This window comes from Brevibacterium sp. HMSC07C04 (genome assembly GCF_001815905.1).
Lineage (GTDB): Bacteria > Actinomycetota > Actinomycetes > Actinomycetales > Brevibacteriaceae > Brevibacterium.
Window position 1 is genome coordinate 70,196 of the sequence record NZ_KV823286.1, and the last position, 22,641, is coordinate 92,836.

17 protein-coding genes are annotated in these 22,641 nt (G+C 61.8%); 8 read left to right on the plus strand and 9 right to left on the minus strand.

Annotation, left to right across the window (positions count from 1 at the left end; translation table 11 throughout):
* The first annotated feature begins 116 nt into the window (after positions 1–116).
* The 4 genes from HMPREF3162_RS10985 to HMPREF3162_RS11000 all read left to right on the plus strand — a co-directional run bounded on the left by HMPREF3162_RS10985 (position 117) and on the right by HMPREF3162_RS11000 (position 6,410).
* Complete coding sequence (locus tag HMPREF3162_RS10985; RefSeq protein ID WP_070777832.1) at positions 117–1,049, plus strand: NAD(P)-dependent oxidoreductase; 933 nt, start codon at positions 117–119, stop codon at positions 1,047–1,049.
* Between the two features lie 79 nt (positions 1,050–1,128).
* Positions 1,129–2,829 (plus strand): dihydroxy-acid dehydratase, encoded by a 1,701-nt coding sequence (ilvD, locus tag HMPREF3162_RS10990; RefSeq protein WP_070777834.1) that lies wholly within the window; start codon positions 1,129–1,131, stop codon positions 2,827–2,829.
* Between the two features lie 282 nt (positions 2,830–3,111).
* Positions 3,112–4,989, plus strand: a complete 1,878-nt coding sequence (locus HMPREF3162_RS10995) for an FG-GAP-like repeat-containing protein (protein ID WP_070777836.1) — start codon at positions 3,112–3,114, stop codon at positions 4,987–4,989.
* The gene (locus HMPREF3162_RS11000) at positions 4,986–6,410 is read left to right on the plus strand and encodes a hypothetical protein (RefSeq protein ID WP_070777838.1); all 1,425 of its coding nucleotides are present in this window, start codon (positions 4,986–4,988) and stop codon (positions 6,408–6,410) included. Before HMPREF3162_RS10995 ends, HMPREF3162_RS11000 begins: the two co-directional genes overlap by 4 nt.
* Before the next feature lie 172 nt (positions 6,411–6,582).
* Here the strand turns inward: HMPREF3162_RS11000 and HMPREF3162_RS11005 are convergent, their stop codons facing one another.
* From HMPREF3162_RS11005 to HMPREF3162_RS11025, 5 genes are all read right to left on the minus strand, one after another.
* Positions 6,583–7,143: a hypothetical protein gene (locus tag HMPREF3162_RS11005; protein WP_070777840.1), complete on the minus strand. Its 561-nt coding sequence runs from the start codon at positions 7,141–7,143 to the stop codon at positions 6,583–6,585.
* The gene (locus tag HMPREF3162_RS11010; protein WP_070573640.1) at positions 7,140–7,358 is read right to left on the minus strand and encodes a helix-turn-helix transcriptional regulator; all 219 of its coding nucleotides are present in this window, start codon (positions 7,356–7,358) and stop codon (positions 7,140–7,142) included. Before HMPREF3162_RS11010 ends, HMPREF3162_RS11005 begins: the two co-directional genes overlap by 4 nt.
* Positions 7,359–7,535: 177 nt before the next feature.
* Positions 7,536–9,386 carry an ABC transporter ATP-binding protein gene (locus tag HMPREF3162_RS11015; RefSeq protein ID WP_256282719.1) on the minus strand — a complete coding sequence of 617 codons (1,851 nt, stop codon included), beginning with the start codon at positions 9,384–9,386 and terminating at the stop codon, positions 7,536–7,538.
* On the minus strand, positions 9,383–11,113 hold the full coding sequence (locus HMPREF3162_RS11020; RefSeq protein WP_070777842.1) for an ABC transporter ATP-binding protein: 1,731 nt from the start codon (positions 11,111–11,113) through the stop codon (positions 9,383–9,385). The genes HMPREF3162_RS11015 and HMPREF3162_RS11020 overlap by 4 nt, the downstream gene beginning before the upstream one ends.
* Positions 11,114–11,123: 10 nt before the next feature.
* The gene (locus HMPREF3162_RS11025; protein ID WP_070573636.1) at positions 11,124–12,341 is read right to left on the minus strand and encodes a methyltransferase; all 1,218 of its coding nucleotides are present in this window, start codon (positions 12,339–12,341) and stop codon (positions 11,124–11,126) included.
* A gap of 66 nt (positions 12,342–12,407) precedes the next feature.
* On the opposite strand from HMPREF3162_RS11025, the gene HMPREF3162_RS11030 reads away from it, so the two are divergent.
* The 4 genes from HMPREF3162_RS11030 (at position 12,408) to ilvC (ending at position 17,517) form a co-directional block, all read left to right on the plus strand.
* On the plus strand, positions 12,408–13,760 hold the full coding sequence (locus tag HMPREF3162_RS11030) for an MFS transporter (RefSeq protein ID WP_070573634.1): 1,353 nt from the start codon (positions 12,408–12,410) through the stop codon (positions 13,758–13,760).
* A 212-nt stretch (positions 13,761–13,972) separates the two neighbouring features.
* Positions 13,973–15,793, plus strand: coding sequence for an acetolactate synthase large subunit (locus tag HMPREF3162_RS11035; protein WP_371089277.1), 1,821 nt, complete (start codon positions 13,973–13,975; stop codon positions 15,791–15,793).
* Positions 15,790–16,299, plus strand: coding sequence for an acetolactate synthase small subunit (ilvN, locus tag HMPREF3162_RS11040; RefSeq protein ID WP_070777845.1), 510 nt, complete (start codon positions 15,790–15,792; stop codon positions 16,297–16,299). Before HMPREF3162_RS11035 ends, ilvN begins: the two co-directional genes overlap by 4 nt.
* Positions 16,300–16,485: 186 nt before the next feature.
* Positions 16,486–17,517, plus strand: coding sequence for a ketol-acid reductoisomerase (ilvC, locus tag HMPREF3162_RS11045; protein WP_070777847.1), 1,032 nt, complete (start codon positions 16,486–16,488; stop codon positions 17,515–17,517).
* 183 nt (positions 17,518–17,700) lie between these two features.
* Here ilvC and ykgO read toward each other — a convergent pair whose 3' ends face one another.
* The 4 genes from ykgO to HMPREF3162_RS11065 form a co-directional block, all read right to left on the minus strand.
* Entirely contained in the window at positions 17,701–17,823 is a 123-nt protein-coding gene (ykgO, locus tag HMPREF3162_RS11050) for a type B 50S ribosomal protein L36 (RefSeq protein ID WP_019174766.1), read from the minus strand.
* Positions 17,824–18,152: 329 nt separating this feature from the next.
* On the minus strand, positions 18,153–19,277 hold the full coding sequence (locus HMPREF3162_RS11055; RefSeq protein ID WP_082784768.1) for a CPBP family intramembrane glutamic endopeptidase: 1,125 nt from the start codon (positions 19,275–19,277) through the stop codon (positions 18,153–18,155).
* A 3-nt stretch (positions 19,278–19,280) separates the two neighbouring features.
* Entirely contained in the window at positions 19,281–20,852 is a 1,572-nt protein-coding gene (locus HMPREF3162_RS11060) for an ATP-binding cassette domain-containing protein (RefSeq protein ID WP_061943311.1), read from the minus strand.
* Positions 20,849–22,501, minus strand: a complete 1,653-nt coding sequence (locus HMPREF3162_RS11065; RefSeq protein WP_061943308.1) for an ABC transporter substrate-binding protein — start codon at positions 22,499–22,501, stop codon at positions 20,849–20,851. The genes HMPREF3162_RS11060 and HMPREF3162_RS11065 overlap by 4 nt, the downstream gene beginning before the upstream one ends.
* Positions 22,502–22,641 lie beyond the last annotated feature (140 nt).

Consider the following 22,641-nt stretch of genomic DNA (forward strand, 5'->3'; position numbering starts at 1 on the left):
GAACCGACGAGAAGCTGAGCTCCGCCTCGTGAGCCCTGGCCCGTCAACCCAGCCAGCTCTGTCCGCCTTGTGAACTGCGCCGGGAAGAAGCGCAGCCAGGCTGACACAATGAGGCCATGAGCACGATCACGAAAATCGCCTTTCCGGACCCCGACCTTCTTGACGATGTGAGCTCGCGCCTGAGCGAAAGCGCCCGCAGTGCCCTTGACCTGCGGGTGTGGTCGGCCGAACACCCAGATTCCGACCCTGCGGATCTCGACGCTGTGATCCTGCCCTATCTGGGCGCGGAGTCGACCGTCGCGAAACTCGATGAGATCAACGACCTCAAACTCGTCCAGGCCCAGACGACCGGCTACGACGTGGTCAACCACCTGGTCGGCGAGGTCACCGTCACCACGGGTGCTGGGGCACATGCGGCAGCGACTGCGGAACTGGCCGTCGGCCTCGTACTGGCGCGGCTGCGGGGGCTCGACGAGGCGGCCTGCAACCAGCTGACCGGCACGTGGGACCACCAGCGTCGTTTGTCCCTGGCCGACCGGAAAGTCACCCTGCTGGGCGTCGGAGGCATTGGCGAGGAGATCCGCCGCCGCCTGGAACCGTTCGAAGTGGAGATCACCCGCGTGGGCAGCCGCGCCAGGGAAGACGAACACGGCACGGTCTACGGCAATGACGACCTCGCTGAGATCCTTCCGAATACGGAAGTGCTCATCATCGTCACCCCGCTGAACGAGCACACCGAGGGCATGGTGAACGCGGAATTCCTCGCACAGTTGCCCGATGGTGCGCTCGTGTGCAATGTGGGCCGGGGCAAGATCGTCGACACGGACGCGCTGCTGGCTGAGCTCGAATCGTGCCGACTGCACGCTGCGCTCGATGTTGTCGACCTCGAACCGCTGCCAGAAGATCACCCGCTGTGGAAGGCCCCGAACACGCTCATCGCCCCGCATGTCGGCGGCAACACGAGCGCTTTCTTCCCGCGGATCCTGGGGATCCTCACGGAGCAGCTCGAAAGGATTGCCGCGGGCGAGGAGCCGCTCAACAAGGTCTGAATCTGCTGGTACGCACCCGACCTGTCCGAATAGTGCACACGTTCTCCAGCATGTGGACAAGAAGATCTAGACTGCGCTTATGAGCGAAACACCAGATATCAAGCCGCGTTCTCGCGACGTAACGGACGGACTCGAACGCGCCGCTGCCCGCGGTATGCTGCGGGCTGTTGGAATGGGCGACGACGACTGGGAAAAGCCGCAGATCGGCGTGGCCAGTTCGTGGAACGAAATCACCCCGTGCAACCTCACGCTGGAAAAGCTGGCCGGGTTCGCCAAAGAGGGCGTTCACGCTGCAGGCGGCTACCCGCTGGAGTTTGGCACGATTTCCGTGTCCGACGGCATTTCCATGGGCCACGAGGGTATGCACTATTCGCTGGTGAGCCGCGAAATCATCACCGACTCGGTCGAAACCGTCTTCGGTGCTGAGCGTCTGGACGGCTCAGTCCTCCTGGCTGGCTGTGACAAGTCGATTCCCGGCATGCTCATGGCGGCAGCCCGCTTGGGACTGTCGAGCGTGTTCCTCTACAACGGTTCGATCATGCCGGGTACGGCAAAGCTGTCGGATGGCACCGAAAAGGAAGTCACCCTCATCGACGCCTTCGAGGCGGTCGGCGCCTGCCGTGCCGGGAAGATGACCGAAGCTGACGTTGATGCCATTGAGCGCGCTGTCTGCCCGGGTGAAGGTGCGTGCGGTGGTATGTACACCGCCAACACGATGGCCTCGGCCGCCGAAGCCATGGGCATGTCGCTGCCGGGGTCGGCTGCTCCGCCGGCTATCCACACCAACCGCACGCTGTTTGCCCGCGCATCGGGCGAGGCTGTTGTCGAGTTGCTGCGCCGCGGCATCACCACGAAGGACATCATCACCTACGAATCGATCTGCAATGCGATTGCGGTGACAATGGCCTTCGGCGGTTCGACCAACGCGGTGCTGCACCTGCTGGCAATTGCCCACGAAGCCGGTGTTGAGCTTTCGCTCGATGACTTCAACCGTATCGGCGACAAGGTTCCGCACCTGGGCAACGTCAAGCCGTTTGGCGACTACGTCATGAACGACGTCTTCAAGATGGGCGGCGTTCCCGTGGTCATGAAGGCTCTGCTGGACGCCGGTCTGCTGGAGGGAGACTGCATGACGGTCACCGGCAAGACGGTTGCGGAGAACCTCAAGACCATCAACCCGCCGGACCCGGACGGCAAGATTGTTCGCGCTATGAGCAACCCCATCCACAAGACCGGTGGTCTGACGGTGCTCACCGGATCGCTGGCACCGGAAGGTGCGGTCGTGAAGTCGGCGGGCTTCGACGCCGATGTCTTCGAAGGCACCGCCCGCGTGTTCGACCGCGAACAGGCCGCAATGGACGCCGTTCTGGAAGGCAAGCTCAAGGCCGGCGACGTCATCATCATCCGCTACGAAGGCCCCAAGGGCGGTCCGGGTATGCGCGAAATGCTCGCCATCACCGGTGCCATCAAGGGTGCCGGCATCGGCAAGGACGTTCTGCTCATCACCGACGGTCGCTTCTCGGGTGGTTCGACCGGTCTGTGCATCGGCCACGTCGCTCCTGAGGCTGTTGACGGCGGACCGATCGCCTTTGTCGAAGACGGCGACAAGATCACCGTTGACATTGCCGCTCGTTCTATCGACCTGCACGTCGATCAAGCCGAGCTCGACCGTCGTCGCGAAAACTGGACGCTGCCGGAGAACCCGCGCCTGCACGGCACGCTCGGCAAGTACTCCAAGCTGGTCCGCTCGGCCGCGCTCGGAGCCGTCACGACGGACTGAGTCACGTCAGGGGAGTGCTGCACACGCTCCCGAGGTGCCTGCTGGGTACCGCTGAAAACTGAAGTACGCGAAAGGGGCACAGGTGGAAACCTGTGCCCCTTTCGCATGCCCTGACGCTTCTGACCGATGAAAGTCGGGCGTCTGGCCTGCTGAAACGCTATTCACAGAGAACTTAGGTAATGCTAACCTCATTAGGTCAGGAAACCCTGACCTAATGATTTCGGGTCCTCAAAGGCGGCTGATTCATCGGCGGCCGACGGGGGCACTCACAGAAAGCAGTACATGAAAACTCAAGCGACATCGTGGCCAAGACGGGCTGCTGCATCAGCGGCCTCCGTTCTCTTGGCCGCGACAGCACTCGCGGTCGGCCAAGCGAGCCCGGCCACAGCGGCTCCCGCTGACGATGTGCTTACGTGGACAGGGGCCACGGGGGCTGCAACAGGGTCAGCCGTCTCGCAGAGCTCCTGCGATTTCACCGGCGACGGCAAACACGACATAGTCACCAGTGCGTGGATGTGGGACCGTTTGGGCACAAGCTCAGTAGGCGTGGCCTACGTGATTCCGGGCGACGCGAAGCAGGGGCAACTCGATGACCCGACAATGGGTGTCATCAGAATTGAAGGACCTTCGGAGGAGAACGCGCTCGTTGGCTTCAGCGTCAACTGCGCCGGTGATGTCAACGGCGACGGAATTGACGACATCATCGTCACGCAGTTCACCGAATCGCGGGCATACGTGGTCTTCGGCAGCAGAGAGTCCGAGCACATTCAGCTGGACCACCTGGGTGATCGCGGTTTCATCATCGCCAGCAAGCAGAATGACAGGACTGGCTACTTTGCAACCGGCGTCGGTGATATCGACGGCGACGGCAAGGACGATGTCGCAGTAATCTCGCTGACTCGCAACAGCAGGGCCGGTGCGGCGACCGTGGTCGCTGGAAGCGACGACATCGCAACCGTAGAGATTCCCGATTCCAAGCGGATCATCGCCACAATTGAAGGTGCGCCGGAACAGGGGCTGTCGACAATCGCCCCGGCCGGAGACGTCAACGGCGACGGCAAGCCCGACCTCGTGCTGGGCGGCTATGTTGCCAAGCCCGCTGGCTATGAGGGAAGCGCCCACGGCATGGCGTGGGTTGTATTCGGCCATGTCAGGGGTGAAGTCAAGCTCGGCGAAGACTTCGAAGGCTTCACCGTCAACGGCCCTGAGCGCGGACGGGACCGCTTGGGTATATCTGTTGCCTCCGCCGGCGATATCGACAACGACGGCAAAGCCGACCTGATCATCGGTGCTGACGGCGCACCGGGTGCGGGGCCAGACAAGCGCAACGGCGCGGTTGCGATCGTCCGCGGTGCCGACTCCAAGCAGACAGTGACCACTGACCCGACGGCGGCTGGCGGCAAGTCAGTTGAAGCTGACGGCAAGGCCCGCGGATGGTGGATCGACGGTGGTGAGGACGCAGGCAGCTTCGGCTTTGCGGTGTCCGCACTGCCGCCGCAGAAGAAGGGCAGCTCCGGCACGCTGGTCATCGGCGATTACTCGGCGAACCGCGCATGGGCGCTCGACACTCGCGCGCTCAACGCCCCGCGGATCTCTGTTGATGATGTTTCAGACGACTACATTTCCGTTATCAAGGGCGAAGCCAAAGCCGAGCGCCTGGGACGCGGCGTCGGAGTCGTCGAAGGGATGAACGGCCGCAATGGTCACCAGTTCGTGGCCGGCGGCGATGCAATCGGAAGCATCGGCACCGTAAGGGTGGCAGATATGCCTGCCCAGGGTCCGACCGACGACGAACCTCCGGCAGCTCCTGATCCGGAAGAAGAGCCGACAGAGGACAGCACACAGACCTCTGATCCCGCCGATGGCACTCAGCAGCCAGAAGCCCCCGGAGACGATGCCGATACCGACACAGGAGCACCCGAGGGATCTGAACCAGAAGGCGACACCGGTTCTTCAGGCAACTCTCGTGAGAACGGTGCAGGTGCCGGTTCAAGCGCCGAAGCCGGTGAAGGGGCTGGCACAGAAGCCCAGCAGCAAGGCGGCAACAACAGTCCGCTGCCGCGTACGGGAGCGCAGTTTGCCGGCGCGCTCGCCGCAGGTGCCGCTCTGATCGCCTTCGGCATTACCGCAATCATGCTTTTCCGCAGGAGGGCAAAGTGAAAATCAATCGAAAGACGGCTGCCGCAGCCGCATTCAGTGCTCTTCTGGCTTTGTGCGGAGCTACCGCTGCAGCTGCTGAGCCTGCCGCGACCCCCTCGGAGGAGCCGACAGAACAGGAGCGCACACCGGCTGAGGAGACAGCTCCCACCGCCGAACCGTCGCCTACGGGCACTGCCGAACCCAGCGCACCGGCAGATGACAACGGTAGCGACCACCACAGCACAGCAGATACGCACCACGGTCACGAAAACCATGATGACGGAGCGCGCAAGACATACGGCTGGGAGCCGTCGGAGTACGACACGTGCCCAGCCTCGCTGCACGATGAATACACGGTGACAGGGCCCGACGGCAAGCGCTACGACTCGTGGCACCCAACTTCCGCGGTCGACCCCGCTACCGGAAAGAAGTGCACCTTCGGCCATGAACACGGAGACGATCCGAGCACTTCCGATATCTACGAGTGGGCTGTTAAGAAGACCGGTGACAAGGCAACCGGCATTCCGTTCAGCTACGCAAACGAGGTTTCGGCAGTGGCCGCCGAAGAGCACGGTTCAGTGCCTCACCGGCACGAAGACCACTACGGGCACAAGTTCGTTGTCCGCAACAACGTCAAGCAGGTGCGGGCAGACCGAGCAGGCTATGCGCGCGATGCGTCCGGCAAGCCGATCGAATGCGACTACCTGATGAAGGTGCACCAGGGGTCCCATTCGAAGGACGCTCTGAGCAACAATGCCCACGAACTGTTCTACGCGGTTCGCTGCAGTGATGGAACCGAAATGGCCGTCACGACGTTGACGCCCTTCGGCCAGCCGAACGAATACATCCGCAACTGCACGGACGAAAAGGTGCAGACCAGCGGATCCGATTTGCCGGGTGCAAACACCGGTGCGCGGCGAATTCCTGATGAGAAGTGCGTAAATGCCAATGTGCTCAACGGTCCGAAGACCAGCGATGTGTGGGGGCTGTACGAATTGTGGGAGTCGGACACGACGATCGTGGATCCAAGCGGCAAGACAATCGCCCGCTTCGACCCGTGGTTCGGTGTGCGCAATCCATCGCGCTTTGCCTCAGGCAGTGAGGCAAAGCCGGTCTCCCAGCTGTTCGACAGCGAAAAGACGGTTGGCTGGCCGTGGTCGACGATGTCCGGTGCCCTTGACCAGAAGGACCCGTCCTCGCCGTTCAACGGAGCACAGCGTGATGTCTATGTTCAGAACTCGACGGTCGACAACAGCGGCGGGTCGGAGTTCATCTACACGGACGCCTACGGTCGCAACAGCGCAAACAGCGAATTCACCGGTTCGATTCGACAGTACGTGTCGACGACGTCGAACACATCGCTGCCAGAACTCGAACGCAGGGCTTTCGGGTTCAACACCGACTATGGAGCTCCTGGAACCGGTGTTCACGCGCCGAACTGAGGTTCCTGTTCGGCTGCACTCGGAGCCGTCACGACGGACTGAGCCACGTCAGGGGAGCATTGCAAACGCTCCCGAGGTGCCCGCTGGGTGCTGCTGAAAACACGAGATCTGCTGTGGTGGGGAAAGGTTCCCACCACAGCAGATCCGTTTTTATTGCCGTGAGCTGAGCTGCTCAGTCTTCATCGGGAATGTCGGCAGGGTCGGGGTTCTGGGTTTTGGTGCGGCGCACGGAGACGATCGCCCACACAATCGGGATGAGTGCCACAGCACCTCCGCTGAACAGGCCGCGGGACAGAGGCGTGGTGCCGTCGCGGCTGAAGTTGTCGGCAAGGCCCTGAGTGATATCGGGTACAGGGATGACGGGCTGTCCTGTGGTCAGGTGGAACACGATTCCGAACAGCAGTGCGGCAACCATGACGCCCATAATCACGTGGGGCCACACCAGCTGGCCCAAGGTGCCCTTGGACAGCAGCTTGTCGACCTGGACACCGTGACGTTCAGCGTAGAAGTAGATGGCAAACGACGGAATCGACGACAGCACCAGCAGGACGGCGCCCCATGCGCCGCTGCCGGTCAGTGCTAGTGCGGCGGCAACGGCGGTTGCCGTGTAGACGCTCACGACCGCGCCGAACGACGTTGCCTGCAGCAGAATGCGAGCTTCGCGTTCATGGCCCATCGTTGCGGAGTAGTAGCCCATCATCCGGTCTATGCGAGGTGTCGGGGAGTTTGTCATGAGTTGTCCTCCTGTGCGGTGGGAAAAAGATCTTCGACTGTGTGTTTCAGCAACTGTGCGATTGACAGTGCTAGGTAGACGCTGGGGGCGTAGTCGCCGCGTTCAATCGAAATGATCGTCTGCCGCGATACACCCACCTTGGCTGCCAGCTGGGCCTGCGTGAGTTCGGCAAGCAGCCTGGCGCTTTTCACTTTCGGTTTGGGGTGTGTGCTCATCTGTCCTCATGTCTAGTTTGTTTGACACAAGGTTAAGGAAACTAGACATGGCATGTCAAGTAAACCTGACATAAAGGCAAGAATCTTTGACATCGAAGAGTTGAGCAGGCGCCCCGAACCACAGCGGAGCACCCGAGAAGCGCCCCGACCCGGCACCTCGTCAGACCATGTCGAGCTCTACAGGAGCGAGTCTTTCCAGGCCGCGTGAAGATGAGCGAAGCGTCCCTCACCGGCAATGAGCTCGGCGGGAGTGCCGTCTTCGACAATCCTGCCGGCATCCATGACAAGAACGCGGTCGGCGATTTCGACCGTCGACAGGCGGTGGGCGATGATGACCGCGGTCCGGCCGGCGAGGATCGTCTCCAGTCCCTGCTGGACCAGCTTCTCTGAGGGCACGTCCAGGTGAGCAGTGGCCTCGTCAAGAACAAGAACCGCGGGGTCAGCCAAGAACACGCGCGCAAAGCTCACCAGCTGACGCTGCCCGGAGCTCAAACGCCCGCCGCGTTTGCGCACATCCGTGTCATAGCCATCCGGCAGACTCTCGATGAATTCGTCCGCACCGACGGCGCGTGCGGCCGCGCGGACTTCGTCATCAGACGCATCGGGGCGGCCGATCCGAATATTGTCGGCAATCGTTCCGCCGAACAGGAACGATTCCTGCGTGACCATGACAACGGCTTTGCGCAGATCAGCATCCGCAATGTTCCGCAGGTCAACTCCATCGAGCTTCACCGCACCTTCCAGCGGATCGTAGAAGCGGGTCAGCAGCTTCACCAGCGTTGACTTGCCAGCACCCGTCGCGCCCACGAGCGCGGCCGTCTGCCCGGCCTGCAGGCGCAGATCAAAGCGGGGGAGCACATCCTGTCCGTCCCCGTACGCAAAGCGGACGGCATCGAAGACAATCTCGCCGTCGGCCTCGACAGCCTGGGGAGTTTCGGGGTCAGTAATGGTGGGTTCGACCTCGAGGACAGCTGTGATCTTCTCGAGCGCAGCCTGCGCCGACTGGTACATGTTGAACGTCTGCACGAGCTCATCAAGCGGCCCGTAGAAGCGGCGCACATAGAGGACGAAAGCGGCCAAGACACCGACCTGCGTGTGCCCGCCGATCACAAGCCACGCACCCAAGAGGATGATCGCGAACTGCGAAAGATTGCCGATCAGCCTGGTCAGCCCGGCAAAAGCTGCCACTCCCCGCAGAGCGTCGGTGTTGGCCTTGCGGTAGTCGTCATCATGGGCGGCCAGGCTGGATTTGCGCTGCGGCTGCCGACGGAAGGTCTGAACAGCGCGGATGCCGCCCATCGACTCCGTGAAATCGATGATCACCCTGGCAATCGACGTGCGCGTCCGCCGGTATGCCGCACGCTGTGAACGCTGGGCGGCGCGGGTGACGAAGTACAGCGGGATGAAGCCGGCGAAGGTGACGAGTGCCAGCGGGATGTCGAGGAAAATGAGAATCGCAGCGATGACCGCCATCTGCACGACCCCGGAAATCGCCGAAATGAGCGTATAGCCGAGGAACTCCTGCACCGACTCCAAGTCGGATGACTGCCGTGACACCAGCCGGCCTGAGCTCTGCTTTTCGTGATAGGCGATGTCGAGTTTCTGCACGTGGTCGAACAGGCGACCGCGCAGGGTCACCATGATCTTCTGGCTGACGATCCCAATGCCTCGGGTAGCTGCCCAGGATGCAGATGCGCCAAGAACCACAAACGCCGCGAACAGGCCCACATTGGTCCACAGGGGGCCGAAATCGCCGTTTGTCGCAGCGGGCAGGCCGTGGTCAAGGGCGCGTGCTATGAACACCGGGCCGAGCGTGCCGGCCGTGGCGAAGAACAGAACCAGCAGAGTCAGCACGATGAGGACCCCGCGGTAGGGTCGGATCAGCTGCAGGAGGAGCGCGCGGGAGCGTTTCGAAATGCCTTCCGGGAGGGCATCAATATCCGAGGTGGGGCTCGGGTTGTTTGGGGTGTCGTGCGGGCTGTCGGGGCTGGTGTTGCCGCTGTTGTCGGAAGTCACGGTGTCGCTCATGCCTGCGCCCCCATGAGGTTGCGGTAGGTGGTCGAGTTGGCCGTGAGTTCGCGGTGGGTGCCGGTTTCGACGACCGTGCCGCCGTCGAGCACGGCGACCCTGTCCGCCAGCAGCGCTGTGGAGGGGCGGTGGGCCACGACGATCGTCGTGGAGTCTGGCAGCACCTCGGCCAGAGCGTGCTGTACGCAGTCTTCTGTGTCGACGTCAACAGCAGACAGGGGATCGTCCATCACGAGTACGCGCGGCTTGCCGATAATGGCCCGCGCCAGGGCCACACGCTGCCGTTGCCCGCCGGAGAGGCTCAGTCCCTGTTCGCCCACCTGTGTTTCCAGGCCCTCCGGCAGGTCCTGCACAAAGTCCCATGCGGCGGCAATGCGCAGTGCGTGCTCGATTTCGCTGTCACCGGCACCGGGTCCTCCCATTTCGACGTTTGCCCGGATGGTGTCAGAGAACAGAATGGGGTCTTCAAAGGCGAACGACACGAGTCCTCGCAGGGCGTTGAGTGGGATGTCGCGGATGTCCCGGCCGTCAATCGTTATGGCACCGGAGGTGACATCGTGCAGGCGGGGGATGAGCGACACGACCGTCGACTTGCCCGATCCCGTGGGTCCCACGAGCGCCAGCGTTTCCCCTGGTTCAACGGTGAGGTTCACATCCTGCAGCAGCGGGCGCTCGCCATCGTCGAAGGTGAATCCGACCTCCGCGAACTCCAACCGACCCTCGGCGGGCGGCACGGCGGCGGCATCGTCGATTCCACCGGTGGGGTCTTCGATGCCGATGTCCTCATCGAGCACCTCCCAATACCGCTGTGCCGCGGTAATGCTCGTAAGGAAGTCAGCCAGCAGGAAGCCGAGCATTTCAATCGGCATTCGCAGAATCCACGTGATCGTCAGCGCCGCAACCACCTGGCCAATGGTCACCCAGCCTTCAAGTGCGCCCCACGCGCCCAGGCCCAACATGACGACCTGCGCGGCTGCCGGAAGCAGCAGCATGCTGAGCCACATCCAGGAATCGAGCTTTGCCAGACGCACCTCGTGGCCGGCCAAGCGGTGGGAGATCTCAGAAAACCTCTGTGAAGCCCACGAAGAACGTCCAAACGAGCGCAGAATCCGAACGCCGAGGATCGACTCTTCGACGTTGGTGGTGATTTCGCCCATCGTGTCCTGGGAAGCGCGCGAAGCCCGCAGGTATCGGCCCTCCAAAAGGGCGACGGCACCCGTCAGCGGAATGGCCATACCTACGACAATGAGCCCGAACAGCGGGTGAATAAGCCACAGCATGACGGTGCCGATGACGATCGTCACCGGTGTGACCAGCATGAACGGTCCGCCGAAGGCAAAGAAGCGCCGCAGCTGCGACATGTCCTGCGTGGCCCGCGACAGCAGCTGGCCCGAATCCCACGCATCGTGCTTGCCGACCCGCAGGTACAGAAGGCGGGAGAACAGTCGGCCCCGCCACGTGACCTCCCATTCCGACACCACCCCGGCAACCAGACGGCGGCGCGCCCACAGGGCAGACGCCTCGGCGATTCCGACCGCCAAAATTGCGGCCGCAGGCCACCACAGACCGGCAGGGTCGCGGTGGGCGATCGGGCCGTCAATGATGTGGCCGGTGAGCATGGGGGTGGCCAGCGAAATTGCGTTGGCAATGAGTGTGAGCACCATGACCAGGGAATACACCCACAGACGGGCGCGGATGTCTGGCCAGAATCGCAGGAGTGCTCGCATCTGATTCAGCCTATAGGCGCTTCAGCCGGGTGAGAACCTCTGCGTGCGGCGAATGCGGGAACATATCGACTATTCGGACGGTTTCGGCCCTGTAGGCGGGCATGTTCTCAAGGTCTGCGGCCAGAGTCTGCGGGTTGCAGCTGGAGTAGATGACGGTGGCAATTTCCGAGTTCTGAATCCACTGGCTCATGGGCTTGCCCAGCCCACGCCGAGGCGGATTGACGATGAGCAGGTCGGCTGGCTCGGTCTGTTCGCGCGCCCATGTGAACGCGTCTTCTGCCGTGAACTCGATACGGCCTTCGACTTCCGGATGCTCCCTCGCGAGGCGCCTGGCAGCTTCACGTGCCCGCTGGACTGCTTCTGGGTTGAGTTCGGCTGCGCGGACGCGGACCTTCGGCGAGGCGAGTGCGGCGTGGAGGGCGAAGCCGCCGACACCGCAGTACAGGTCCCACACCGTGAGAGGGGCGGTGGGGTGCGCTGATGAGTTGGGGCCTGCGGCTGCGGTCGGGTGTGCGGCCGCGGTGTCGGCAATCCACTGCCTGACGGTCCGGTAGAGCTCGCCGGCTACAGCGCTGTTCGTCTGGAGGAAAGACTGCGGGCCGGGCAGGAGCGTGACGTCGCCCTGGGTGACCGGCAGGGAGTGCTCGCCGTACAGGTGAATTTCCGTTGGCCCTTCGATGATGGCCGTGTGATCGGGATTGATGTTTGCGCTGATGACCGCGATGTCAGGAACCGCCTCCAGCAGGCGAGGCAGTTTTTCTTTCAGGCGCGGCAGAGCGCTGTCGGTGCGCAGAACGAAGCGGATGGCCAGCTGGCCGGCATCGCCTTCTGTCACGATGACGTACTTGAGTTCTCCCTTGCGTGCGCGCACCCGGTAAGGAGGGATCTGTGCGGCTTTGATGACTGCCGGGATGGCCTCCAGGGCGCGGTGGATGACGGGAGAGTAGAGCGGACAGTCCGATAGGTCGATGCCGGCGAAGTCTTCGTCGAGAATGCCGAGTGTGGGTTCGCTGGTGGTGCCGCCGACAGCCATTTTCGCGGTGTTGCGGAATCCCGAATCCGGGCTGGTGATGGGAGCTTCGAAAACCTCTTCGGGGCTTCTGCCGCCCAGGGCGTGTTCGATGTTTGCGGCCAGTTCTCGTTCAATGCGGGTCAGCCGCTGATTCGCGGGCACCTCGATGAGAGAGCAGGTCCGGCAGCGGTCAGCGGCAAAGTGGGCGCAGAACATACGGCAATCCTAGGTGCTGTGTCAGACCCTGCTGTTAGTGTTCGAACATCCGGAAGGGAAAGCGCTATGACACATTCGCAGCTGAAAGCAGAAGACAAGAATCGACGCCGGTCCATCCTTGTGGCTGCCTTCGGCACGATTGTCGAATGGTTCGACTTCTCCGTTTTCTTCTACGTGTCCGTCAATCTGGCGCGCGTGTACTTTCCCGGGCAGGAGAACTCGCTACTGCTCACCCTGGGCGTGGGCGCGGCTGGTTTCTTCTTCCGCCCACTGGGCGCCATGGTCTTCGGGCACCTCGGTGACAAAGTCGGTCGGCGTGCAGCCCTCGTGGTTTCGGCAGTGCTCATGGCGGTGGCCATGTTCGGAATCGCCATAACGCCCGGCTATGAACAGATCGGCATATGGGGTGGAATCATCATGATTTCCCTGCGCTGTCTGGCGGGCTTTTCCGTCGGTGCCGAATATACCGGCATCATGGTCTTCCTCATGGAAACAGCCAAAAAAGGACGCCGTGGTCTGGCTGCCAGCTGGGCGGCCGCGAACTCTGAGGTCGGTGCGCTTCTGGCAGTGGGCTCCGGTGCTCTTCTGGCCAATCTGCTGACCCCAGACCAGATGGACTCTTGGGGGTGGCGGGTGCTGTTCATCATCGGCGGGCTGCTGGCAGCAGTGATGATTCCGCTGCGCAAACACCTGGAGGAAACCGATACCTTTAAGAAAACGCAGGACAGCGGAGCGAACGCGGGCTCACCGCTGCTCGACGTTCTGCGCCGTCACCCCAAGGCCGTTGTCGTGGCATTCCTGGTGTCGTCGGTTGGATCTGTGTCGTACTTTCTCAACATCACCTACGTGCCCACGTTCCTCGAAACCGTTGTTGCAATGGACGGCGCCGGTTCGCTGGCGTTCGGCACAATTGCAGGAGTGGCGGCCATCATCGTCACACCCTTGATCGGGCTGGCCTCAGACAGGTTCGGCAGGCGGACCATGTTTGCGGCTCTCAGCGCGGTTCTAGTGCTCACAACAATTCCCGCATACGCGCTGCTGTCCCACGTCAACCCGACAACCGCAGCGACTGCCGCGGCGTTTCTTGCAGTGCCCGCTGCCGGGTGGTCAGCTGTTGCCGCTGCTGCCATCCCTGAACAGTTCACCGCCATCGGCCGCTTTTCCGGCATGGCGATCGGGTTCAATACGGCAACCGTGGCCTTTGGGGGTCTGTCGCCGATCATTGCCGCCAGCCTGGTCCAGGCCACCGGCTGGAACCTTGCCCCGCCAGGCTACGCCACAGCCGTTGTGCTGGCCGCTGGGATTCCCGCGCTGCTGCTCATGCGCGAACGTGGGCGCGCTCCCTTGGCGGACGTCGACGCGGATACCGGGCCCCCGCCTCGTGTCTCAGAAAATGGACAAACGGTTTCCGCGAATTGACATTGCTGACGTGGCCTAGTTCACTAGATTCCATGTTCACCGACGTTATTGTCCTTATTAGCAGGCGCGCGAGGTAATCCCTCCCAGCGTTCGCTTGGACGATCACCGCGCGCCCCTCCAGAATCTGGCAGGGGCTTTTTTTATGGGTGATCGCCAGGACGAAGGCGACACACAGGTACACAGCAGAGGAGTTCACCGTGGCATCAAAGCCCGTGCCGGCGCCATCGCCATCGCGCCAGGCTCAACAGCCCGCCAAAAGAGGGCGGACGGCCCCCGAGGTCCTGACGGGCGCGCAGGCCATTATCCGCAGCCTAGAGCTGTTGGGCGTCGACACCGTATTCGGACTGCCGGGCGGAACTATCCTCCCGACCTATGACCCGCTGATGGACGCAGAATCCATCAACCACATCCTCGTCCGTCACGAACAGGGAGCCGGTCACGCGGCAACCGGCTACGCGGCCGCCACAGGAAAAGTCGGCGTGTGCATGGCCACCTCCGGCCCCGGTGCCACGAACCTCGTCACCCCGATCGCCGACGCCCACATGGACTCCGTGCCGCTCGTGGCCATCACCGGCCAGCAGTCCTCCAAGATGCTCGGCACCGACGCATTCCAGGAAGCGGACATTGTGGGCATGACAATGCCCATCACCAAGCACTCATTCCTGGTGACCCGAGTCGAGGACATCCCGCAGGCAATCATGTCGGCGTTCCACATCGCCTCGACCGGCAGGCCCGGACCCGTTTTGGTGGACGTGACAAAGGACGCGCAGCAGGCAGAGGCTCCGTTCATCTGGCCCGAAGCTCCCAGCCTCCCCGGCTACCGGCCCGTCACCAAACCGCAGAGCAAGCAGATTCGGGAAGCCGCGCAGCTCATCGCACAGTCCAAAAAGCCGGTGTTCTACATCGGCGGGGGTGTCATCCGCTCCCGCGCCTCGGCGGAGCTGCTGCGCCTGGCCGAAGCGACCAAGATTCCGGTGGCCACAACGCTTATGGCCCGCGGCGCGTTCCCGGACTCCCACCCGCAGCACGTGGGCATGCCCGGCATGCACGGCAACGTGTCTGCTGTTGCCGCGTTCCAAAAGGCCGACCTGCTCATCGCGGTAGGCGCGCGCTTCGACGACCGAGTCACGGGCGACCTCGCGTCGTTTGCCCCGTATGCAAAAGTCATCCACGCTGATATCGACCCGGCTGAAATCGGCAAAAACCGTGCGGTGGATGTTCCGATCGTCGGGGACGCCCGCGAAGTGCTGAGCGCACTGCTGAGCGAGATGCGTGAATCGCACTCCGCCGCACTCGAAGACGAACGCCCCGCGTGGTGGGCGAAGCTCAACGGGTGGAAAGAAGCATACCCGCTGGGCTACGAAGCCAACGATGTCGGACTGTGCGACCCGCAGTACGTCATCAAGCGCATCTCCGCGCTGACCGGCCCCGAAGGGGTCTTCGCCGCAGGCGTTGGACAGCACCAGATGTGGGCGAGCCAGTTCGTCAACTACGAACGGCCCAATGCGTGGCTCAACTCCGGAGGGCTCGGAACCATGGGCTATTCGGTCCCAGCCGCAATGGGTGCGAAGGTCGGCGAACCCGACCGCACCGTGTGGGCTATCGACGGTGACGGCTGCTTCCAGATGACAAACCAGGAGCTGGCTACGTGCGTCATCTCGAACATTCCCATCAAAGTTGCGATCATCAACAATTCATCGCTCGGCATGGTCCGCCAGTGGCAGACCCTGTTCTACGACGGCCGCTATTCGCACTCCAACCTCGACACCGGCCACGGTTCGAGGCGGGTGCCGGACTTCGTGAAACTCGCCGAAGCCTACGGGTGCGCTGGGCTGCGGGTCGAGCGCAACGAAGATGTCGATGCCGCAATTGCCAAGGCCCTGGAAATCAACGACCGGCCCGTGGTCATCGACTTCACGGTCCCAGCCGAGGCAATGGTGTGGCCCATGGTGCCCGCCGGTGTGAGCAACGACCAGATCGAGTACGCGCAGAACCTGCGTCCCGAATTCGAAGAGGAAGAGGAAGAGCTGTGAGCCGTCATACTCTGTCAGTCCTGCTGGAGAACAAGCCCGGCGCGCTCACCCGCCTGACCGGCCTCATTGCCCGTCGCGGATTCAATATCGATTCGCTTGCGGTGGGCACCACCGAAGTCGAAGAGATTTCGCGTCTGACAATGGTCGTCGATGTTCAGGACGTGCCGCTGGAGCAGGTCACCAAACAGCTGAACAAACTTGTCAACGTCATCAAAGTCGTTGAACTCGAACCGGCGAACTCCGTGGAGCGCGGCCACGTGATCTTCAAAGTGGCGGCCGATTCTGTCACCCGCGGGCAGATTGCCGACGCCTGCGAACTGTTTCGGGTGCGCATCATCGATGTCGCCCCGGACGCGGTGTGTGTTGAGGCCACCGGCGAAGAATCCAAGCTGGAGGCGCTGCGGGCGGTGCTCGAACCGTTCGGCATCCGCGAAATCGTCCAGTCAGGGCTGCTGGCCATCAGCCGCGGTTCCCGGTCGATCTCCGATCGGTCCACCTGGGCGTGATCTGCTGACCCGAGCCCTCGGCAGCGTGAGTTCCCGAGCAGTACCGGGCTGGCGCCTCCGCCTTTATCTCACAGTGTGCACGCTCAATTCGCGGTGAGACTGCACGCTCCTATAATCTCGAAATAACACCCAACATCTGAGACACGCCAAATGGGCGAGCGGTCTCAAAGGAAGGAAAAGAATCCCATGGCAGCAGAGCGCTACTACGATGACAACGCCGACCTCGGCGTCATCCAGGGCAAGAAAGTCGCCGTCATCGGCTTCGGTTCGCAGGGACACGCACACGCGCTGAGCCTGCGCGACTCCGGCGTCGACGTGCGCATCGGTCTGAAAGAAGGCTCCAAGAGCCGCGACAAAGCCGAAGCTGAAGGTCTCAAGGTCGGCACTCCCGCCGAAGTTTCCGAATGGGCAGATGTCATCGTGATCCTCGCACCCGACCAGGTGCAGGCCGACATCTACAGCGCTGAAATCGCTGACAAGCTCACCGAAGGCAAGACTCTCGTGTTCTCGCACGGCTTCAACATCCGCTTCGGCTACATCGAAGCCCCGCAGGGTGTTGACGTCATCATGGTCGCCCCGAAGGGCCCTGGCCACGTTGTGCGCCGCGAATACGTTGACGGCCGCGGTGTTCCGGTGCTCGTCGCTGTTGAAGTCGACGCATCCGGCAAGGCCTGGGACACCGTCCTGTCCTACGCGAAGGCCATCGGCGGTCTGCGCGCCGGCGGCATCAAGACCACGTTCACGGAAGAAACCGAAACCGACCTGTTCGGCGAACAGGCCGTTCTCTGCGGCGGTGTGTCCCACCTCGTGCAGGCAGGCTTCGAAGTTCTGACCGAAGCCGGCTACCAGCCGGAAATCGCCTACTTCGAGGTGCTGCACGAACTCAAGCTCATTGTCGACCTCATGGTCGAAGGCGGCATCGCCAAGCAGCGCTGGTCCTGCTCCGACACCGCCGAATACGGCGACTACGTGTCCGGTCCGCGCGTCATCACCCCGCAGGTGAAGGAAGACATGAAGGCAGTGCTCGCCGACATTCAGGACGGCACCTTCGCCAAGCGCTTCATGGACGACCAGAAGAACGGTGCGAAGGAATTCAGCGAACTGCGCGCCAAGGAAGAACAGCACCCGATCGAAGCCACCGGCCGCGAACTGCGCAAGATGTTCGCATGGCTCAAGTACACCGAAGACGACTACACCGAGGGCACTGCCGCTCGCTGATCGTCAGCTGACCTTCCGCCAACAACAGCCGAGGTGGATCTCCGCGGAGGAGTTCCACCTCGGCTGTTTTGTGTGTCTAACGGGGAGGTGGGTAGAACGACCGTTAGCCGAACTCTGCTGATTAGGCGGAATACTGAGGCAAAAACGCACGGATCGCCTCGTTCTTCCGACTAGACGGCAGAGTTACTTCTGGCGGCCCTTCATCCTCGGGTTCTGCTTGTTGATCACGTAGATCTTGCCTTTGCGCTTGACCACCTGCGCGCCCGGCTGGTTCTTCAGAGAACGAAGCGATGCTCGCACCTTCATGGGATCCCTTTCGACTGTCGCAGTCGGACTGTTCCGACTGCTCTTCTGGCCCGACTTTCCGCTTTGGCTGGCTGCTTTCTTGAGCTGACTGTCTGACGCAGCGCGCCTGTTGATCTGCGCAAGCTGCCGGCCGAGTCGGGGTTAGTGTGATCAGGCCACGTTAAACGTCGAATCCCATGTCATGGAGTGTTCATATGCCTATCTGTTGATTTCGGTGAGGCTGCGCGCACCGGTTGGTGCTGTTGTGACACGTTGAAAGCCGTCGTTCTTGCCAGATTCTGCTGATCAGGCAAGACGGTTTTTAGCTAGAGGTGTTGGGTAAATGCGTGTTATGAGTGCGGGTGGCCCGGAGGAACCTGGCCAGGCTGAGCTGGAGGAACCTGCCTCTGCTGGCCAGGCTGAACCTGATCATCCTGGGCGCCGCCCTGCCCCTGCAGGCTATAAGGAACCTGGGCCCGCATAACCGGACGAACGTGAACGGGGGCCGCCGTCTCGACCTTCTTCCAACGCGCAACAAGCGTCAAAACGCCAGCAATGACAATGACAGCCACCATGGGGAACATCATGAACGCGCCACCGGAGCCTACACCTCGGTCGAATGCGCTGGACATGCTTCCCGAGAACAGCGCAATGACGAACATGGTCACGTTGTTCACCGCGTGGATAACGATGGGAGCCTCAATACCACCAGAGAAGTGGGTGAGCGCAGCCAAGGCGAGGCCAAACACCGCGTAGTACGCCCACAACCATGGATCGGACGCCCCGTGCGCAAGCGTGAACAGGATCGTGGCAACAATGACACCAATGATGCCGCCCGCCTGCGGGATCCACGAACCAAAGACGCGCGGAACGTAGCTGCGGAACATGATCTCTTCAGCCGCTGCCTGAAACGGCGTGGTCAGCACAATGATGAGCAGATACGCCAGCGCCGTACCGTCAAATGTGAGCGACGAGTCGCCAGACCCCATAATTGCGCTGTTATCAAAGAGAAACCCGGCTCCGATGTACAGAACGAACAACGGCACCGTACACGCCAGGCTCAATCCCCACCACTTCCAACGCATGTGCGGCAACACCGAGAACATGCGCGACCACGGCTGCTTGTGCAGAATCCGGTGCGCAAGCAAAGCCGCAAGTCCACCCACAATGAGCGAAAGGTTCACCGTGAGCAGCAACAGCGGAGTGTTGTTGATTTTTCCGGCCATGGCGTCTTCTTGTGAAGTCGCACCAGTGGCGATGTCGATCGCCACAGCGATAATGCCACCCACAATCGACACAGCAAAGAAAACGACTATAGTCGCAATCATTCCCACGAGCCCCATCCACCAGCGGTTATGCGCGGTGCGGTAGTGGTTTTCGAACGGTTCGTTCCGCTGCTCTGGCGCAGACGTTTCAAACGGTCCGTTGTGGGGATGAGGAATATTCGGTGGGGTTACGCCATGCGAAGTAGTCATGCTCTATAGATTTCCACGCGACTTTTTTCGGCGCAATTCTTGTTCAACAGGGTCGGGCACGGGCGCTGCTTCAATGAGCGCCCGCGTATAGTCCGAATCTGGCGAGCCCAAAACCCGTCCCGTTTCACCTTCTTCCACTACATGGCCATCGCGCAGAACAACCACGCGCGACGCCACCTGACTGATCACCGCCAGGTCGTGGCTGATGAACAGGGAAGCGAACTGGTGCTTCTCGTGCAGTTCGGCAAGGAGTTCCAGGATCCCGGTTTGCACGGAAACATCCAAAGCCGAGGTGGGTTCATCTGCGATGAGAAGGTCGGGATCCAGCGCCAGGGCTCGGGCGATCGCCACACGCTGCTTCTGCCCGCCGGAAAGCTCTCGCGGAAAACGGCGCGCAAACTCCGCGGGCAGTTGAACGTCGTCCAGCAGCTCATCCACCTTGCGGGCGATATCACGGCGCGACAGCCGCGTGTGCAACTCAAACGGCTGAGCAATCTGAGCCCCAATCGTGCGCCGCGGATTCAGAGAACCAGCCGGGTCCTGGAACACTACTCCGACCCGTGACCGCAGCTGCCGCTGCTGTCGGGAAATTCCCGGAACAACGGCAGTCCCTGCGACCTCGGCGGTCCCACTGGCAACTTTCTGCGCCCCCGTGAGCACGTTGGCGATCGTCGATTTACCGGACCCCGACTCACCAACCAACCCCACGATCGTGTGGGCTGGAATCGTCAGTGAAACGTCATCGAGCGCAACCGTAGACCCGTGCTCCACCCAAGCGTGCTCCACCTGAGCCGCAACAGCCTCGCCCGCGCCCTGTTCGTCCACGGCACGGTCTGCAATCCGGGGCACTGATTCCAACAGTGTGCGCGTGTACGGGTGCTGCGGGTTTTCAAACAGGTCACGAACACCCGCAGTCTCAACCACGCGCCCGTCCTTCATCACCACAACATGGGTCGCAACATCGGCAACGACCCCCATATCGTGCGTAATCAGCAGGACCGCGCGTTCCTGCGCGATGTTGCGCAGCAGATCCAGAATCCCCGCCTGAACCGTGACGTCCAATGCCGTGGTCGGCTCATCGGCTATGAGGACTTCAGGCGAATGCACAGTTGCCAGCGCGATCATCGCACGCTGCAGCTGCCCACCCGACAGCTGATGCGGGTACGACCCCGCGATCCTCTCGGGATCTTTCAGACCAGCCTTTTTCAACACCTCGGCAACGGATGCTTCCGTTCCGTGCGCTCGCATGGCTTCACGCACGTGATACCCGATCGTGTACATCGGGTCGAAAGCCCCCATGGACTCCTGGAAGATCATGCCGATGCGCTTCCCGCGGACGGAACGCAGCAGCTGAGGCGAAGCGGAAATAAGCTCCGTGCCGTCGGCCAGGTGGGCCTCACCGGTAACCGAAGCCCCGGTGAGACCCAACAGCGAAAGCGCCGTGACGGACTTACCGGAACCGGACTCACCCACAAGCGCAACCACCGACGAAGTCGGCACATCAAAACTCACGTCGTGGGTGACCTCGGCGCCGTCAAACGACACCGACACATTCCGAATCTCTAGAGCATTCACTGAGACAGCGACACCTTGAGGTAGTTGGGATAAGCAGGGAACGAGCCGATGATGAAGTTCTCAACCTTAGAACCGTGCATGAACGAGTTCTTGGTGTACATCAGCGGAACAACAGGCGCGTCCTCCATGATCGTCTTGTCGACTTCAGCCCACAGCTTCTGCGCCTCTTCATCGTCGATCGTGTGCGTTGCCTTGCTGATCATGTCGTCGACCTTGGGGTTGGAATACCGCGAAATGTTGTAGTTTCCGTTGCCGATCTGCGACGACGCGAACAGCGGCTCAATGTTGGCATTCGCTGATGGGAAGTCCGGCTGCCACGACGACAACGCCAGGTCGTAATCACCCTCGCCCTGCGTCGCGTCCGCAGAGAACGAGTTGGTGTCCTCAGCCTTGATCCGCACCTTCACTCCTGCTTTGCTGAGGCTTTGCGAAATCGCTTGAGCCTGGGCTGACGAGATCGGGTCGTTGCGGGTGAGCAGCGTCAGCGTGCCCACGTCCTTGCCTTCGAGCAGCTGCTTGGCTTTTTCAGAGTCCCCAGAGTCCGGTGCTTCGTACAGGTTGTAATCCTGGCGTCCGGGGATTCCGGGTGAAATGAGCGTGGAGGCGAAGCTGCCGGAGATCTCACCACCGGAAGCAATGCGAACAGCGTTCTTGTCGACCGCGTAGTTCAGCGCCTTGCGAACATCCACGTCTGAAATGCGCTCGGTGTTGATCGCAAGGTACTTCAGCGCACCATCACCGCTGGTCACCAAACGGGACTTCGCGGACGGGTTCTTCTGCGCCTGCGCCAGCTGAGCGGCAGGAATGAAGTCCGCGCCGAATGAGGCCTGCGCTTCATTCGAGTCGCTGATCAGCGACTGAGCTGCCACCGTCGGGTCTTGGCTCATCTTGAACGTAATGGTGTCCGGGCCGGCTGTGCGTACCTCGTCGGTGTCCTGGTTCCAGTTGTCGTTGCGTTTGAGAACCATCGAGGTGCCCGGGGTGTTTGATTCAACCCGGTATGGTCCCGAGGCGACAGGCGCGTTCCCGTATTCCGCCGGCTTGTCTTTGTCCTTAGGTACGGGGGTGAAGGCGGGCATCGACGCGATCCACGGCCAGTCACCGAACGCTTCGTTGAGGTGGAACACGATCGTCTTGTCATCCGGTGTTTCGATCGAGTCGAGCTCCTTGCCATCGAACGGGCCGGAATACTTCTCCGCCCCCTTCAGAAGTGTCTTGTGGTAGCTCAGACCGCCGGAAAGCTCCTTCGAGAAGGACCGTTCGATGCCGTACTTGATGTCCTTTGACGTAATCGGGGTTCCATCCTCGAACGTCACACCGTCTTTGAGAGTGAACGTCCACGTCTTACCGTCCTCGCTGGGAGTCCCGGTGTCCGTGGCCAAGTCGGGAACGACCTCGGGGGCGGCGTCCGGTTGGATATCCCACGTGGTCAAACGCCGTGCCACAAGACCCAGGGACGTAATGGCAAGGCCCTGGCTCTTGCCTGGGTCCATGTCCATTTCTGTGCCCGAGGTGAGGATCGTCAAGTCTCCGCCCTTGGCGGTTTCGCCCAGCCCGGATTGCTCTTCGTCAAAGTTGTTTGCGTTGCAGCCGGTGACTGCCATGGTGGTCGCCAGAAAAATGGCAGACAGAGTTTTGAAGGGTTTCATTGTTTCCTTTGTTCCAAGAAAGCTGTTGAGGACGCCGCGTGTGCGCGGCGAGTGAGTGCGTCAGTTCGCGTGCTCTCAACATCGCAATCCGGGCGGAAACACAAACGCGAGGCGCGGGCTCCTGGTTAAGTACCACCGAA

Excerpts from the sequence above, each read along its gene's own strand:
- ilvD (WP_070777834.1), top strand. The coding sequence starts at position 1,129 with ATGAGCGAAACACCAGATATCAAGCCGCGTTCTCGCGACGTAACGGAC.
- HMPREF3162_RS11030 (WP_070573634.1), top strand. The coding sequence starts at position 12,408 with ATGACACATTCGCAGCTGAAAGCAGAAGACAAGAATCGACGCCGGTCC.
- HMPREF3162_RS11015 (WP_256282719.1), bottom strand. The coding sequence starts at position 9,386 with ATGAGCGACACCGTGACTTCCGACAACAGCGGCAACACCAGCCCCGAC.
- HMPREF3162_RS11055 (WP_082784768.1), bottom strand. The coding sequence starts at position 19,277 with ATGACTACTTCGCATGGCGTAACCCCACCGAATATTCCTCATCCCCAC.
- ilvC (WP_070777847.1), top strand. The coding sequence starts at position 16,486 with ATGGCAGCAGAGCGCTACTACGATGACAACGCCGACCTCGGCGTCATC.
- HMPREF3162_RS11065 (WP_061943308.1), bottom strand. The coding sequence starts at position 22,501 with ATGAAACCCTTCAAAACTCTGTCTGCCATTTTTCTGGCGACCACCATG.
- HMPREF3162_RS10985 (WP_070777832.1), top strand. The coding sequence starts at position 117 with ATGAGCACGATCACGAAAATCGCCTTTCCGGACCCCGACCTTCTTGAC.
- HMPREF3162_RS10995 (WP_070777836.1), top strand. The coding sequence starts at position 3,112 with ATGAAAACTCAAGCGACATCGTGGCCAAGACGGGCTGCTGCATCAGCG.
- HMPREF3162_RS11020 (WP_070777842.1), bottom strand. The coding sequence starts at position 11,113 with ATGCGAGCACTCCTGCGATTCTGGCCAGACATCCGCGCCCGTCTGTGG.
- HMPREF3162_RS11025 (WP_070573636.1), bottom strand. The coding sequence starts at position 12,341 with ATGTTCTGCGCCCACTTTGCCGCTGACCGCTGCCGGACCTGCTCTCTC.
- HMPREF3162_RS11005 (WP_070777840.1), bottom strand. The coding sequence starts at position 7,143 with ATGACAAACTCCCCGACACCTCGCATAGACCGGATGATGGGCTACTAC.
- ykgO (WP_019174766.1), bottom strand. The coding sequence starts at position 17,823 with ATGAAGGTGCGAGCATCGCTTCGTTCTCTGAAGAACCAGCCGGGCGCG.
- HMPREF3162_RS11010 (WP_070573640.1), bottom strand. The coding sequence starts at position 7,358 with ATGAGCACACACCCCAAACCGAAAGTGAAAAGCGCCAGGCTGCTTGCC.